General features: G+C 30.0%; 19 protein-coding genes. 11 read left to right on the plus strand and 8 right to left on the minus strand.

What is annotated here, in order from left to right:
- Positions 1 to 3 precede the first annotated feature (3 nt).
- The 5 genes from BVC87_RS04755 to rimM all read left to right on the plus strand — a co-directional run bounded on the left by BVC87_RS04755 (position 4) and on the right by rimM (position 4,656).
- Positions 4 to 1,953, plus strand: coding sequence for a DUF3857 domain-containing protein (locus tag BVC87_RS04755; RefSeq protein ID WP_075341204.1), 1,950 nt, complete (start codon positions 4 to 6; stop codon positions 1,951 to 1,953).
- Positions 1,954 to 2,044: 91 nt separating this feature from the next.
- Positions 2,045 to 3,145 (plus strand): DUF4407 domain-containing protein, encoded by a 1,101-nt coding sequence (locus BVC87_RS04760; protein ID WP_075341205.1) that lies wholly within the window; start codon positions 2,045 to 2,047, stop codon positions 3,143 to 3,145.
- Between the two features lie 88 nt (positions 3,146 to 3,233).
- Positions 3,234 to 3,425, plus strand: coding sequence for a cold-shock protein (locus tag BVC87_RS04765; RefSeq protein ID WP_075341206.1), 192 nt, complete (start codon positions 3,234 to 3,236; stop codon positions 3,423 to 3,425).
- A 188-nt stretch (positions 3,426 to 3,613) separates the two neighbouring features.
- On the plus strand, positions 3,614 to 4,114 hold the full coding sequence (locus BVC87_RS04770; RefSeq protein WP_075341207.1) for a 30S ribosomal protein S16: 501 nt from the start codon (positions 3,614 to 3,616) through the stop codon (positions 4,112 to 4,114).
- 14 nt (positions 4,115 to 4,128) lie between these two features.
- Positions 4,129 to 4,656, plus strand: a complete 528-nt coding sequence (rimM, locus tag BVC87_RS04775) for a ribosome maturation factor RimM (RefSeq protein ID WP_075341208.1) — start codon at positions 4,129 to 4,131, stop codon at positions 4,654 to 4,656.
- Here rimM and BVC87_RS04780 read toward each other — a convergent pair.
- Genes BVC87_RS04780 through BVC87_RS04790 form a run of 3 tightly spaced genes read right to left on the minus strand, consistent with a single transcriptional unit; the run spans position 4,653 to position 6,003 of the window.
- Positions 4,653 to 5,090: a c-type cytochrome gene (locus BVC87_RS04780; RefSeq protein WP_083629272.1), complete on the minus strand. Its 438-nt coding sequence runs from the start codon at positions 5,088 to 5,090 to the stop codon at positions 4,653 to 4,655. The genes rimM and BVC87_RS04780 overlap by 4 nt on opposite strands.
- Before the next feature lie 19 nt (positions 5,091 to 5,109).
- Positions 5,110 to 5,496 (minus strand): SMU1112c/YaeR family gloxylase I-like metalloprotein, encoded by a 387-nt coding sequence (gloA2, locus tag BVC87_RS04785; RefSeq protein WP_075341210.1) that lies wholly within the window; start codon positions 5,494 to 5,496, stop codon positions 5,110 to 5,112.
- Positions 5,497 to 5,499: 3 nt separating this feature from the next.
- Entirely contained in the window at positions 5,500 to 6,003 is a 504-nt protein-coding gene (locus BVC87_RS04790) for a GNAT family N-acetyltransferase (protein WP_075341211.1), read from the minus strand.
- Positions 6,004 to 6,070: 67 nt separating this feature from the next.
- Between BVC87_RS04790 and BVC87_RS04795 the strand changes: the two genes are divergently transcribed.
- The 3 genes from BVC87_RS04795 to BVC87_RS04805 all read left to right on the plus strand — a co-directional run bounded on the left by BVC87_RS04795 (position 6,071) and on the right by BVC87_RS04805 (position 8,969).
- Positions 6,071 to 6,499 (plus strand): Cif family virulence factor, encoded by a 429-nt coding sequence (locus BVC87_RS04795; RefSeq protein WP_075341212.1) that lies wholly within the window; start codon positions 6,071 to 6,073, stop codon positions 6,497 to 6,499.
- Between the two features lie 289 nt (positions 6,500 to 6,788).
- The gene (locus BVC87_RS04800; protein ID WP_075341213.1) at positions 6,789 to 7,367 is read left to right on the plus strand and encodes a PhnA domain-containing protein; all 579 of its coding nucleotides are present in this window, start codon (positions 6,789 to 6,791) and stop codon (positions 7,365 to 7,367) included.
- Between the two features lie 66 nt (positions 7,368 to 7,433).
- On the plus strand, positions 7,434 to 8,969 hold the full coding sequence (locus tag BVC87_RS04805; protein ID WP_075341214.1) for a tail fiber protein: 1,536 nt from the start codon (positions 7,434 to 7,436) through the stop codon (positions 8,967 to 8,969).
- A 125-nt stretch (positions 8,970 to 9,094) separates the two neighbouring features.
- On the opposite strand, the gene BVC87_RS04810 is transcribed toward BVC87_RS04805, so the two are convergent.
- Positions 9,095 to 10,144, minus strand: a complete 1,050-nt coding sequence (locus BVC87_RS04810) for a nucleoid-associated protein (protein WP_075341215.1) — start codon at positions 10,142 to 10,144, stop codon at positions 9,095 to 9,097.
- Between the two features lie 59 nt (positions 10,145 to 10,203).
- On the opposite strand from BVC87_RS04810, the gene BVC87_RS04815 reads away from it, so the two are divergent.
- Positions 10,204 to 10,731 carry a hypothetical protein gene (locus BVC87_RS04815; RefSeq protein ID WP_075341216.1) on the plus strand — a complete coding sequence of 176 codons (528 nt, stop codon included), beginning with the start codon at positions 10,204 to 10,206 and terminating at the stop codon, positions 10,729 to 10,731.
- 2 nt (positions 10,732 to 10,733) lie between these two features.
- Positions 10,734 to 11,168, plus strand: coding sequence for a cupin domain-containing protein (locus tag BVC87_RS04820; protein ID WP_075341217.1), 435 nt, complete (start codon positions 10,734 to 10,736; stop codon positions 11,166 to 11,168).
- A 58-nt stretch (positions 11,169 to 11,226) separates the two neighbouring features.
- Here the strand turns inward: BVC87_RS04820 and BVC87_RS04825 are convergent, their stop codons facing one another.
- Positions 11,227 to 11,826 (minus strand): ribonuclease HII, encoded by a 600-nt coding sequence (locus tag BVC87_RS04825; protein ID WP_075341218.1) that lies wholly within the window; start codon positions 11,824 to 11,826, stop codon positions 11,227 to 11,229.
- A 70-nt stretch (positions 11,827 to 11,896) separates the two neighbouring features.
- On the opposite strand from BVC87_RS04825, the gene BVC87_RS04830 reads away from it, so the two are divergent.
- Positions 11,897 to 13,861 (plus strand): putative porin, encoded by a 1,965-nt coding sequence (locus BVC87_RS04830; protein ID WP_075341219.1) that lies wholly within the window; start codon positions 11,897 to 11,899, stop codon positions 13,859 to 13,861.
- A 68-nt stretch (positions 13,862 to 13,929) separates the two neighbouring features.
- On the opposite strand, the gene BVC87_RS23340 is transcribed toward BVC87_RS04830, so the two are convergent.
- From BVC87_RS23340 to BVC87_RS04840, 3 genes are all read right to left on the minus strand, one after another.
- Positions 13,930 to 14,085, minus strand: a complete 156-nt coding sequence (locus tag BVC87_RS23340) for a hypothetical protein (protein ID WP_159439318.1) — start codon at positions 14,083 to 14,085, stop codon at positions 13,930 to 13,932.
- A 39-nt stretch (positions 14,086 to 14,124) separates the two neighbouring features.
- Positions 14,125 to 14,571, minus strand: coding sequence for a GNAT family N-acetyltransferase (locus tag BVC87_RS04835; RefSeq protein ID WP_075341220.1), 447 nt, complete (start codon positions 14,569 to 14,571; stop codon positions 14,125 to 14,127).
- A partial coding sequence (locus BVC87_RS04840; RefSeq protein ID WP_075341221.1) for a Na+/H+ antiporter NhaC family protein occupies positions 14,571 to 15,555 on the minus strand: 985 nt, incomplete at its 5' end. The genes BVC87_RS04840 and BVC87_RS04835, both read right to left, overlap by 1 nt.

Here is a 15,555-nt window from a genome sequence, read left to right on the forward strand (position 1 = left end):
CGAGTGAAAAAAATAGCTTTATTATTATTCCTCTCTATAATTCAAACTGTCTACTGTCAAAGAGATAAAGAGAATTTTAAGTTAGATCGTACAACTAGAGACGAGTTGAACATTGCTGTCTATGAAAAGGACAGTACAGCCAATGCTGTTGTTTTAGAAGAAAGAGGACATGAATTTGTTGATGAAGATAATGATTACAAATTCAGAAGAGATATTTACAAGAGAATAAAAATTTTCGATAAGTCTGAATTTGAAAGAGCTACCATTTCTATCAATACATATAAAACCAAAAAAGTAATAGATATTAAGGCTATTACCTATACTATAGAAGGAAATAAAATTAAGAAAACTCACCTTTTAGAGAAGGATATTTATGTAAAAAAAATGTCTGAATATTGGACACAAACAAGCTTCACATTACCGAATATTGAAGAAGGTTGTGTTATCGAATTTAAATACAGCATTATTAATCCCTATTCTAAAATAGAAGATTGGGTATTTCAATCTGATATACCAAAAATCAAAAGTGATTTTTCTGCTTCTATACCTGGCAATTGGAAACATAATATTAGACTACGTTCATACAGAAATTTAGATCGAAATAACACTAAAATCAACAAAGGTTGTATATACATTCCCGGAATAGGAGAAGGTGATTGTTCTTTTGTTGAGTACGGATTCGATCATGTTCCTGCTTTTAAAAGTGAGGACTATATGTTATCTGAAGAAAATTTTAAAGCAAAAGTTATTTTTGAACCTATTTCGTTTACTTCTACTGATGGAAGAACAACCAAATACACAAAAACCTGGAAGGATGCTGATAAAACCTTAAGAAAAAACTTTTTTGATGGTCAAACTTCTAAAGCAAAATTTTTCAAAAAAAACTTACCTAATCAGTTACTTACTATTAAAGATAATTTTTCTAGAGCTGAAGCAATATATACGCATATTCAAGAAAAAATGAATTGGAATAAAAGATATTGGTCTCCAGAGAAATTAAAAGTACGAAACACTTATGAAGAAAAAACTGGTGCTGTTGATGCTATTAACTTAACCTTATATAATGCTTTAACTGCGGCTAATATAGAAGCGTACTTAGTTGCTTTATCTACAAGAAATAACGGAACGGTAACTAAACTTTTTCCTTCAGTTTCAGAATTCAATTATGTAATTGTTAAAGTTGTGATTGATGACAAAACATACTTTTTAGATGCTACCGATAAACAATTATTATTTGGAGAAATTCCGATGAGATGTTTAAATGGTGAAGGACGTGTTTTAGATACTAAAAAAGGTAGCTACTGGGAACTTATAAAACCCAGTTATAAATCTTATGTAATGAATAATATTAGTTTTTCTTTCGACAAAAATCAGTTAAATGGAAAAATAATTACATCCAAAAATGGATATTACGCTTATAACGAAAGAAAAAAAAATAATACCATCTCTGATGATGAGTATATTGAAAATTTTGAAACTAAATATCCTTTTTTAGAGGTAAATGATTTTAATACTATACCTTCTAAAACTCTAAATGGTACTTTTAAAACATATGTTGAAGTTTCAATACCTGATATTGAAAAAAACGATTTAATTCGTTTTAATCCATTCATTGTAGATCACATTACTAAAAATCCTTTCAAACTCGAAGAAAGACATTTTCCTGTGGATTTTGGATACTCTTGGTCTAAATCTCACAATATTAAGATAAAGATACCAGAAGGGTATATAGTAACTAAAATGCCTAAAAGTAAAAAGATATCATTGCCCAATAAAGGAGGTTCAACATTTTTGAGTATAAAACAGCAAAACAATCAAATTTCTATTTATGCTAAAACCTTCTTATCTAAAGCTATTTATACTAATAAAGAATATCATTACTTAAAGGAGTTTTACAATAAAATGATACAAATGCAAGATTGTCTTATTGAACTGAAAAAACAGAAAAATTAAACATCTATATTTATGTTAAAAGCCTCTTAAAAGAGGCTTTTTTTGTAACAAACTAAAAACCAAGTCGTTTTTATATGTAAATCATGTTATAATGATCAAACGTTTCTTCCTTCTATGTTCTGGTGTAGATCTTCATTTAATTGATAAATGCTCTAATGGAGAGCAAAATAAATATGCAGGTATTGGCGCTACAGTTTTTTTCACAGCTCTAATGGCTACTATCGCTAGTAGTTATGCACTTTACACTATTTTCGATTCTATTTATATTGCTATTGGCTTTGGAATAGTTTGGGGATTGTTAATTTTCAATTTAGATCGATATATAGTCTCAACTTTGCGAAAGAAAAAGAAGTTTACACATGAATTCTTACAAGCATTACCTAGACTTATTCTAGCCATAATTATCGCTATTGTGATATCGAAACCGTTAGAACTTAAAATTTTTGAGAAAGAAATTAATCAAGTATTACTTTCTGAAAAGAATAAAATGACTCTTGACAACAAAAAACAAATTGCTGATTTATTTAATCCTGAAATTGAAAAAAAACAACAGGAAATAACCAGTTTAAAAACTGAAATTGAAATAAAAGAAAAAGAAACTAATCAACTTTACGAAACCTATATTGCTGAAGCCGAAGGTAGAAAAGGAACAAAACTAAAAGGTAAAGGACCAGTTTACAAAGAAAAAAGAGAAAAACATGATACAGCCTTAGCTGAACTTAGTGAACTCAAAAAAAATAACACTGAAAAAATTCAAACTAAAGAAAATAAAATTAATGAATTAATTCAACAACAAAAAGAAAGAGAAGTAAACACGCAGCCTATAATCACAAATTTTGATGGTTTAATGGCCAGAATTAATGCTTTAAATACACTCCCTTGGCTACCTTCTTTCTTCATTTTTTTACTTTTTTTAGCCATCGAAACTTCTCCTATTTTCACCAAGTTGATTAGTTCAAAAAGTGAATACGATTATAAATTAGAAAATCAAGAATCTGAACTTGCTACCTGGATTCAACAACAAATTGATCAAAGAAATAAGATTCTAGAGACTGATATTGATATAAATACTCAGGTATATGATGATTTGAAAACCGAAGAAGAATTGTACAATTACAAACAAAAAATGGCAAAAAATCTAATGAAATTACAATCTGATAGTTTTTTTGAAAACCAAAAACACTTGTTGTAAGTTACTTAACAAATAAACATAAAAAAATACCTGATTTACTGAGAATTAAATCTTACCTTGCAGCTTTAATATTTAATACATTTTTATAATGAAACAAGGAACGGTAAAGTTCTTTAATGAATCTAAAGGTTTTGGATTCATTACAGAGTCAAATTCAGGTACAGAGTATTTCGTACACATCTCAGGATTAATCGACGAGGTTAGACAAGGAGATGAGGTAGAATTTGAACTTAAAGAAGGTAAGAAAGGATTAAACGCTGTAAGTGTTAGAGTAATTTAATATATAACAACATTTAATTTTTAAAAAGCATCTGAAAATCAGATGCTTTTTCTTTGAAATAAAGATTTATAAAACAACTTTATATTAAAAAGATTTAATACATTTGCACTCTCAAATTCCGAAATTACTTCGGATAATAATTTTAATAGATTAATAACCAAGGTCGTGTACCTTAAAAATTAACAAGTATGCCTGTAAAAATTCGTTTACAAAGACACGGTAAAAAAGGAAAGCCATTCTATTGGGTAGTTGCTGCTGATTCTAGAGCAAAAAGAGACGGTCGTTTCTTAGAGAAAATCGGAACGTACAACCCTAACACTAACCCTGCTACAATCAATTTAGATGTTGATGCTGCTGTAAAGTGGTTAGAAAATGGTGCTCAACCTACTGACACTGCTAAAGCTTTATTATCTTACAAAGGTGCTTTATTAAAGCATCACTTAGCTGGAGGTGTTAGAAAAGGTGCTTTAACAGAAGAGCAAGCTGAAGCTAAGTTTACTGCTTGGTTAGAAGAAAAAGCTGCTAAAGTTGCTGGTAAAGTAGATGGTTTAGCTAAAGCTCAAGAAGATGCTAAAGCTAAAGCTTTAGAAGCTGAAAAAGCTGTTAATGAAGCTCGTATAGCTGCAAAAGCTCCTGTAGTAGATAGCGAAGATGCTGCTACTGAAGAAGGTGGAGATAGCGAAGAGTAAAAAATTAGACGATAATGCAAATTAAAGATTGTTTTTATTTAGGCAAAATCGTCAAAAAACACAGTTTTAAAGGCGAAGTAGTAATCAAATTAGATACTGACGAGCCTCATCTGTACAAAAATTTGGAATCAGTATTTGTCGAACTCGGCAATAATCTGATTCCTTTTTTTATCGAAAAATCTTCATTGAGTAAAAACACCATGTTTCGTGTAAAATTTGAAGGTGTTGACTCTGAACAGGATGCTGAAGCAATTTTACGATCTGGTATTTATTTACCTCTTACTCTACTTCCAAAACTAACTGGAAATAAATTCTATTATCATGAAGTGATTGGTTTCACTATCAAAGACATCAACTTTGGTAACGTTGGAACCATTACAAACATTAACGATTCTGCTGCTCAACCTTTATTTGAAATTGATAGAGATGGAATTGAGATTTTTATTCCAATGATTGATGATTTCATCAAAAAAGTAGATAGAGAAAATAAAACTATCGAGGTAGAAACTCCAGAAGGATTGATTGATTTGTATATCAATTAGTAGCCATCAACATAACTTAATATATCCATAATATCCTTTTCTGAAAGATTAGGATTACTGTGTTCTGATTTATTGGAATTCCACTCAGCATTTAAAGTAATTACATCAGGATCTTTTTGATCTATCAAAATTTGCTCATCTTTAATGTATTGAATTAACCATTGTATCTCCCAACGTTCTTTTAGCCCTCTGAGAAATCCATCTTTTGCTGTTAATTTATGACACCGAATACAACCTTCATTTATCCATAGGTCTTTTCCTCTTTCCATTGACAATAATAACAAAGGATCGAGCTTCTCTTCTATTTCATCTTTCAGAGTATGTTTTGTTGGATCATAATCAGTTTCTGTTTGAATATTTACCGTCCAAAAAATCATGAATAACAAAACTATGGAGATAATACTTCCTAAAATAACATTTGCAGACAACTTCATAACTCTTATTTTATATTATTTATACTTCATATAATTCAATAGGTAACCCATCAGGATCATTGAAAAAGAAAAAACGCTTCTCTGTAAACTCATCTATCCGTATTGGTTGACTTTCAATACTTTTATCTAACAGATAATCCTTCCATTGATCTAGATTTTTCACTCCAAATGCAATATGTCGTAATCCTGTAGCTTCAGGAAATGAAAGTCGTTTGGGTGGGTTTGGAAAAGAAAATAACTCAATAAGATAATTTCCATTTAACGAAAGATCTAATTTAAATGAATCTCTTTCTTTTCTATACACTTCTTGTTCAATGGTAAATCCTAAGATTTCACTATAGAAATATTTAGAAACTTCATAATTAGAACAAATAATAGCAATGTGATGTAGACCTTCTATCTTCATGAGTTAAAACTTAAATTCATACACGCAATCTTCTTCACCTTCAAAAATACTTTTCATACCTACAAAAACAAAACCTAGCTTTTCTAATAATCGCTTTGATCTTTCATTTTCAGGAACAGTAAAGGCATATACCTTTTCTTGTTTAAATTTTTCTTTGATATAATCTATCATCAATACAGTTGCTTCACTTGCATAACCTTTACCTCTACCCTTTGACAACATTGCATAACCAACATCTATATACTCTAAACTATCTCTCTGCAAAGCAGAAGAAGTTCCTATAGCCTCATTAGTTTCTTTTAATACAACTGTAAAGAACCCAAGTCCATTTAGCTTTGCATTCTTTGGTAAAATATCTTCTAAATATAGTTTGGTTTCTTCAATCGATTTTAATTCTTTATTGTTGATATACTCAATCCAATCAGGATCATTAAATAATTCAAAATAAAATGGAGCATCTTCAACAATTGCGTCCCTAATAATCAAGCGGTCACTTTCTAAAATCATTATTCTATTTTTACCTCAATAATACAATTTTTAAAAAAGGTTATATCTTTCCGTTCAAATATTTATCATGAAAAAATTAATTCTACTACTCGTTATTATAATCTGTTCTTGTTCAAAAACAACTTCTGAAATACAAGAAAAAAAAGAAATTATAGCTATAATGAAACAACAGGAGACTGATTGGTCAGATAATAACATCGAAGGTTTTATGGAAGGCTACTGGAAATCAGATTCTTTAAAATTTTACGGAAGTAGTGGTATTACTTATGGTTGGCAAAAAACTTTAGACAACTACAAAAAAAGTTATCCTACTAAAGATCATACTGGAACACTAAAATTTAAAATCAACAGTATGGCTAAAATTGAACATAATAGTTACTATGTTATGGGAGAATATCATTTAACTCGAACAAAAGGAAATGCTGATGGTGTTTTTATGATTATTTTCAAAAAGATAAACGGCGAGTGGAAAATCATTGCGGATACCTCATGTTAGATTTATTTTAATGTTCAAAAATCTAATAGAGGTTGAGTTTATCGAAACCGAAGCTAGAAGCTAGAAGCTAGAAGCTAGAAGCTAGAAGCTAGAAGCTAGAAGCTAGAAGCTAAGTATAAATTATTGAAATTAAACCACAGCAAATACAATGTTAAATTATGAACGATTTTATATACATTACTTTGAAACTCATATAGTAATTTTAAGATCATCTGTTTTTCACTGAGATATCATTTTATCATAATTAATAATTGAAAAATACATACTTTCGCAACGAAAAAATAATAGAATGGGCTTATTACAAGAATTACAAGAAAGAAGTGGACATCAATGTGAGTTATGCGCTTCAATAACCGATTTAAGTATCTATGAAGTACCTCCTATTTCTACAGGTGGAGTTGATGGGAGTATTTTAGCCTGTGCTCATTGTATAGATCAAATTAATAATCCAGAAAATACAGATGCTAATCATTGGCGTTGTTTAAATGATAGTATGTGGAGTGAATTTACTCCTGTAAAGGTAGTCGCTTGGAGACAATTACATCGGTTAAAAAAAGACGGTTGGTCTCAAGATTTATTAGACATGATGTATTTAGAACCTGAAGAATTAACTTTTGCACAAGCTACAGGAGATCATTTAGATGAAAGTGAAAAAATAGTTCATAGAGATAGTAATGGCACTATTTTACAAGCTGGTGATAATGTTGTTTTAATAAAAGATTTAAAAGTTAAAGGTTCAAGCATGGTATGCAAACAAGGAACTGCTGTTCGAAGGATTTCTTTAGATCCAAACAATGCGGAATATATTGAAGGAAAAGTAGATGGACAGCATATTGTTATTGTAACTAAATATGTAAAAAAATTGTAACGCGCGTTTTGGTTATTCTATTGTAAATGATAAATTTGCAGCCGATTAATTATTAAATTTAAATTCATGAAAAAGATCATTTTAGCAATTGCTATGCTTACTTCTATGTTTAGTATTGAGGCTCAAGTTACTGACACAGGCAGTAATGTCGGTATTGGAACAACATCTCCCCAAACTAAACTTCATGTAAATGGTGAGACTAGAACATCTGATGTTCAGTTAAATGGAGGAAACATTAAAGTTTCTATACCTACTACAACAGGTGGTTGGGCTAGAGGTCTACTTTATTATAATCCAGGAGTTTATTCAACAAATGAAATTGGAGGTATTGGGATGCATGGTAGTGCTTTAACACCTGCAAGAATATTTTTAGGCTTTGGAGATAATCCATGGAATACAATCAGAGGTATTCAAATAAAATCAAATGGTTTTGTAGGTATAGGTACTACAAATCCATTAAGCAGGTTTGATATTACAAGTGGAGAATATAAAACCTATTTTACAGGAAACTCGATGTTATTTAAAAACAATAATGTAACATCATATATAGAAAAAAGAGATGCTGGTGATTTACGTTTTAGAATGGGAGTAAATTACAACACTGCTATGATTATTAAAAGTAATTTAAACATAGGTATTGGGACTACTTCTCCATCTTCTAGACTTCATATTAGTTCACCAAGTAATGAATCAAGAACAAAACCTAAAGACTTAATACACTTGACAGCTACAAATTCTAGTGTTGGATATAACGGTTTTGGAACATCTATTGTTGATTTTAGGAGAACTTATCAAAATAGTACACCACATGCAATAAATAGAATTTCTTTTATAGAAAGAGGTCACTCTACTTCTGATCAAGGAGGAGCGATTACTTTTTCAACAAAATTATTAAGCTCTGGAAATGCTGCTCCTGTAGAAAGAATGCGTGTTGATTACAATGGTAATATAGGTATCGGAACTACCAGTCCTACTGAAAATCTACATGTTGAAAGTGATGATAATGCTGTATTTAAATTAAGAACTAATTCTCATACAGCTAATCTTGGTCTTTTGTTACAAGGTAAAAGAGATGGATCTACAAATTATTCTTCGCATTACATAGGAGCTGATGGTGATAGCCATTATAATTTTAAAATTAATGCAGATGAAGGTTTCAAAATCCAAACCAACAGTGTAAATAGAATGTTTATAAATGGAATTGGTAATGTAGGTATCGGTACTACTACTATCCCTTCTGAATATAAATTGGCTATTGCAGGAAAAGTAATTTCTGAAGAAGTAAAAGTACAGTTACAAACCAACTGGCCTGATTATGTATTTACCTCAGCATACAAATTACCTAGTTTAGAAGAAGTTGAACAACACATTCAAGAAAAAGGGCATTTAGCAAATATCCCTTCTGCTAAAACAGTACAAAATGAAGGAATCTTTTTAGGTGAAATGGATGCTAAACTTTTAGAAAAAATTGAGGAACTTACTTTGTATACGATTCAGCAAGAAAAGGACTTAAAGAGCCAAGAAGAGAGAATAGAGAAACAAGGGCAACAAATTGAAGAATTGAAAACTTTAGTAAAACAATTATTAGACTCAAAAAAATAGAATTTCCTGCTTGTATAAAACACATAAAAAAAGCTTAATGTTTTAAAACATTAAGCTTTTTTGAAGAATATATCTCATAATTATCGCTGACTTTTACAAAGCTCAGTCACTAACTTCTAACAAAATTACTTTTCAGCGTTATAATACACCTTGTAGTATTTCATCTTCTTATCATCATCATATCCACGTTCTAAATATTCAGAAGCAGCATCTGGTGCATCAATATCTATTTTAATCTGGATATTCGTATCTAACTTAATTTCAGTTTTCAGCTTTCCTTTTTCTTTTTTCAATACAATATCTGAAACTTCAAAATTATTTCGAATGAGAACATCATTTAGTTTCTCAAAGTGCTTTTTATAATCCTCAAACATATCTTTATGCTTATCTTCTTCAAAGATTTCATCTTTAAATGTATGGTAATCTACACTTTCATGCTCTTTAAAATAATCTACCGTATTCGCTAAAAAATTTCCTTGTTCATGCTTTCCATATTCTGGTTTGATAATCTCTTCAGAAAAGTCTCTACATAATTCTATATAATGCTGCGTATGTAAATTTCTATCATCTGCATACTTCACATTCAAGAAATTCTTAATCCAATATTGAGCATCATAATTATTGTTATCAACAGATAACACCACTGTTCCTTCAGTATCAGAAGAATTTAAAATTAAACAACCTTTATCTAATTTTTTTGTAGAAATTCCTTTCTGTACTACAACATCAAAACTATCTTCATCCAAATAGGTTTGGAAAAAATCTACTTTGCTTTCAATTTTAAAAATACCAACGGCTTCAGTTAATACATCTTTATACTCTAAACCTTCAAACAAAACTACTAGTACATCTCCTGTTTTAATTTGAGCAGAATTTGATTGCTCATACAAATGATTTACTATATTTTTTGAATGCTCTATAAAAGCCTCTTCATCTTCAAAAATTTGAGAAGTGTAGTTATTGATTTCATTTAGACGAACATCTGCATGATGATTAAAACGGTAACTTTGCGTTACATTTCCAAATGGTTTCAATAAAAAAGGCAACAACAGTTCATAACTCTCTTCATCAAAACGAACTAAACTTTCAGATAACGAATTTTTTCCGCTATTATATTTATTCGCTACTTTATGAATAATACACTTTGTAAGTTCTGCACGAGTTCTTTTAATCATTTTTCAAAAAATTAGGACACAAAAATACGTATTTTAGTATCGTTTAAAATAGTTGATATATGAAATTATTAGGAATTGGATCAAGAATTAATCATCCTGAATACGGATTTGGAGTAGTTACTAACGTAGATAGTAAACATTATTGGGTTACTTTTCAAAAAAACGGTTTAGAAACTATTGCTCTAGACTCTGAATTTGAAACCATAGAAGCTGTAGACGATGAAGTGGACACCATTAGCTTTTATGAAGTAGAATCTTCTTTACGTAAAATTTTAAAAAAATGGAGCGATGTTTCTGAAGTTGTTCCTATTGCGGACAAATATAAAGGAGGTAAATTGATTTTGGAGCCTTCAGATACCAACCTAACTTCTAAAGAAATTCCAATTGATACTTTTTTCCATAAAATTGTAATGGTACGTGATCGTATTCGTGTTATGGAACAAAAAATAAATTCAAGTAAAACCTTAGACGATCAAGATAAAATAGATTTACAACAATACATTACTCGTATTTATGGTAGTTTAACTACGTTTAATGTACTTTTCAAATTAAAATCAGATCATTTTGTTGGTGTAAAATCAAAATAATTATGAAACGAGTTTTTGTACCATTCTTTATCCTTTTTTTGATGATCATAAGTTGTCATACAAATAAGATTACTCAAACCCAAGTTACTACCTTAACTAAAACAACAAAAAGTTGGAATGGTACAAAACTTCCTAATTATCCTGAGGGAGATCCTGAGATCACAATTTTAAAAATAGTGATTCCTCCAAAAACAAAATTAGCACTTCATAAACATCCTGAAATAAATGCAGGAGTACTCCTAAAAGGTGAGTTGACGGTTATTAGTGAAGCTAAAGACACTTTACACTTAAAGGCTGGAGATCCAATTGTAGAATTAGTAAACACTTATCATTTTGGAGAAAATAACAGTAAAAATTCTGCTGAAATTATTGTTTTTTATGCTGGCGAAAAAGGAAAACCTATTACCATTTTAAAAGAAGAAAAAGATCATCATTAACGCGAATCTCCTAGACGAAATAGGTTATAAAAGATTCGAAATAATAGTTTTAGACAAGTTATATTTTTAATTTCAATTGATCCGGAAGTAACTTAAATGATTTTCTGTGGTATTTTGTTATACCAAACTCTTCAATAGCCTTTCGATGTTCTTTGGTTGGATATCCTTTATTCTTCTTCCAATTATATTGAGGAAATTCATCATGGATTTTTTCCATAAATTCATCTCTATATGTTTTTGCTAATACTGAAGCTGCAGCTATACTCATAAATTTAGCATCTCCTTTAACAATAGTTTTATGCGGAATGTCTTTATACGTTCTAAACTTATTTCCATCTACAATAATAAACTCCGGCACAGTAGCTAAATCTTCTATAGAACGGTGCATTCCTGTTATAGAAGCTTGAAGAACATTTAGCTCATCTACCTCTTCATTTTCGATAAAACATACTGAAAAGGCTGTAGCATATTTTTCTATAAAAGGTTTTAATAGTTTTCTTTTTTTCTCTGATAGTTGTTTTGAATCATTTAGTAATTCATGTTCAAAATCTTCAGGTAAAATAACCGCTGCAGCGACTACAGGACCAGATAAACAACCTCTTCCTGCTTCATCTGTTCCTGCTTCTAATAAAAAACCACTATAATTTAGCTCTAACATGACACAAATTAACAGTTTTCATAGCTTTTATTCACATAAATTTTCGTTTTATTATTTTACTTTTGTCCATATGAAGTATAGTATCTGTATTCTTTTATTTCTTAGCTCATTAGTTGTGGGTGCGCAAATAAGATCTTTAGGAGGAGGTTTAGGTGGTTTTGGTCAAGGAGGTACAGTTCGCCTTGATTCTTTATCTAACGATGAAATAAGTGTTAAACTTAGTGGAAAAACAAAATACACTGATTATAAAATCATCAGCTTTAAAAATGATACCACATATGTAGATACCATACTGAATATTAAAAAAGAATATAAATTTAATTTCAGAAGAAAAGACAACTTTGAATTACTTGCTTTTCAAAACCAAGGACAAACATTCAATAATTTAGCCTATAATTTTAGAAATATATCTGACTTTCCTGATATTGGTTTTCGAGCTAAACAATTTAATTACTTAACTATTGAAGATATAAACTATTATCATGTTCCAACGCCAACTACTGAAATAATGGCAAGAACTGGACAAGAACAAGGACAAGTACTTGATGCTTTATTTACGCTTAACTTTTCTAAACGATTAAATTTTAGTATTGCATATCGTGGTTTGAGATCATTAGGCCAATATAGACAATCCTTATCTAGCTCAGGAAATTTTAGAACTACCTTGACCTATAGAACTCCTAAAGATCAATATAATATTAGACTACATGCTACTTCACAAGATTTTCTAAATCAAGAAAATGGAGGATTAAATGCAGAATCTTTACAAAATTTCCTTACAAATAATCCTAATTTTACTGATAGAACGAGATTAGATGTAAATTTAAATGATGCTGAAAGTGATTTAGAAGGAACTCGTTTCTATATTGACCATAATTTTAAGCTTTTTTCAAGTGTAGATACTACAAACACTAAAAATTTCAGCAATCTGAAAGTAGGACATATTTTACATTATGAAGACAAACAGTATGTATTTAGTCAGACTAATCTAACTACAGATTTTTTTGGTGATGCTAATAGGGTATCTGGAAATTTTGCTGAAGTAGCACAATATGATTTAATAAATAATCAAGCATACTTAGAGTTTAACTCAAAATATATATTAGGCCGTGTTAAAGTAAAAGCTAATTATACTAATGTGAATTATGGATATAATACATCCTACAATACAAATTTTCTTACCAATAGAATAAAACTTAATGGTACTGGAGTTTCCTTAGGTGCTGACTGGAATGGACGCATTAAAAACTTTAAAGTAAATGCTAGTGCCCGTATAGCTCCTGGAAGTGGTTATTTGGCGGGTAATCGCTTTAGTGGGGATGCTACATATAAAAAAGATAGTGTATTTAGTGTAAAAGGAAGCTTGGATTTAATTTCTAAAGCTCCTAATTTTAATCAGATATTATTTCAAAGTACATATAACAACTATAATTGGGATAATAATTTTGTTAATATTGATACTAGAAATATTGGTTTTTCATTAGAATCAAAATGGGGTGATGCTAGTTTAGATTTCACCAACATTGAAGATTATGTGTATTTTGATACGGATGCCACTCCTAAACAATTTGAAGGTTCTGTAACCTACTTAAAAGTGAAAGTGCATAAAGAATTTAAGTTTTTTAGAAACTTTGCATTAGACAATACCCTTATGTATCAAAACGTATCACAAGGTAGTAACATCTTCAGAGTACCTGAATTTGTAACAAGAAACACTTTATACTATACTGGAGAATGGTTTAAGGGAAAACCTATTTTAGTACAGATTGGAGGAACTTTTAACTTTTTCACAAAATATAATGCTAATGCATTCGATCCACTAGTTAATGAATTTAAATTACAAAATACTACTGAAATTGGCTATCCTTCATTAGATGTATTTTTTAATGCTAGAATCAAAAGAACGCGTTTATTTTTCAAAGTTGATAATGTAAGCTCAAGCTTTTTACCTAATAAAAACTATTTTTCGGCTCCTAATTACCCGTATAGAGACTTATCTATACGTTTTGGTATCGTTTGGAATTGGTTTATATAACAACAACAGGAATAACATATAAAAAAAGAGCCTTATTAAAAAATAAGGCTCTTTTTTTATTCTTTTGCTTACGCACATCCACATCTCACATAATAATGATCAGGATAATATCTATTACGAGAACAAACTTCTTCACAAAACTGTAAGCGAGAAGTTCCTCCGTTAATATTTTTTAATTCTTCTTTTTTTAGTGTTTTACCAAAGTTTAAAATTTGTGTTTTCATTATTAGAAATTTAAAGGTTATTTCTAAAGATAAAACATTTTAAAGTAACCTTTGCATTATAGGTAAAAATCTACCTTTAACTGAACTTTCTTTTCTGTCTATTACATTAAAACCTTGACTTTCATAAAAGCTTAGTGCATTAGGATCTGCTAATAAGTTCATACTTTCACATTCATATGATTTTGCTAAATGTAAAGCATGAAGTAACAATTGTTTTCCAATCCCCTTACCAATACAATCTGGCATTAAGAAAAGCATTTCTAATTCAATAGTTTTTCCTATAGGCGGGTTCAACACATAAAACCCTACGATCTTTTCTTCTACTTGAAAGGTAAAAACAGAACAATTTCTGATCATTTCAGGAGTTACTGTAAGCTCTTCTATCCAAGTATTAAGCAATTCCTTACTATATCCCCAATATCCTTTAGACACTAAAGCTATATTTGATAAAATCATAGCTTCAGTTTCTTTAGCTTCAATAATCATTACTTTTTAATAGCTTGCCTGATTTTAATACCAAAAGCTGCAAATAACAATGTCATTATTGGGCTTAGCCAATTAAAAATAGCATACATAAAATACTCTCCTACTCCTACTCCTACTCCTAAAACTCCAGATTGATAGGCTCCACAACTATTCCAAGGAATTAACACTGAAGTTACTGTACCTGAATCTTCTAATGTTCTACTTAGATTTTCAGGAGCTAAACCTCTATCTTCAAAAGCTTTTTTAAACATTTTCCCTGGAATAACAATCGCTAAATATTGATCTGAAGCTACGATGTTTAGCCCTAAACAACTTGCAACAGTACTTGTAAATACACCAAAAGTTGAAGTTGCTAGAGATAATAATTCATTTGTGATTTTAGCTAAAGCCCCTATGGCATCCATAATTCCTCCAAATACCATAGCTGCTAAAACAATATAGATTGTCCAAAGCATACCTTTCATTCCTCCAGCACTAAACAATTTTGTTAGCTTTTCATTATCTGTTTCTATTTGAGTATCCACAAAAACTGCATTAATAATAGCTTGAAATTTAGAACCATTTAAATTTGATAAAACATCCGTCTGAAAAATAAATGCAAAAATTCCTGCCAATACAACTCCCACTCCTAATGCTAGTAAAGGTTTTGCTTTTAATAAAATTAGAGTAACAACCAAAGCCGGAACTAAGAACAACCACGGAGAGATATTAAAAGAATTATCAATAGTTTGTAATAAGTTAGAAATATTAGCATCTCCTGTTGCTGAAATATTAAAACTTAAAATAGTAAATACAATCAAGGTTAAAACAATCGTTGGCACCGTAGTAAAAGTCATGTACTTAATATGCGTAAATAAATCTGTCCCAGCCATAGCTGGTGCTAAGTTTGTCGTATCAGACATTGGTGACATTTTATCTCCAAAGTAAGCTCCAGAAATTACTGCTCCTGCTATCATTCCTGCAGGAATTCCTAATGCGCTTCCA

This window comes from Tenacibaculum agarivorans, assembly GCF_001936575.1.
Lineage (GTDB): Bacteria > Bacteroidota > Bacteroidia > Flavobacteriales > Flavobacteriaceae > Polaribacter > Polaribacter agarivorans.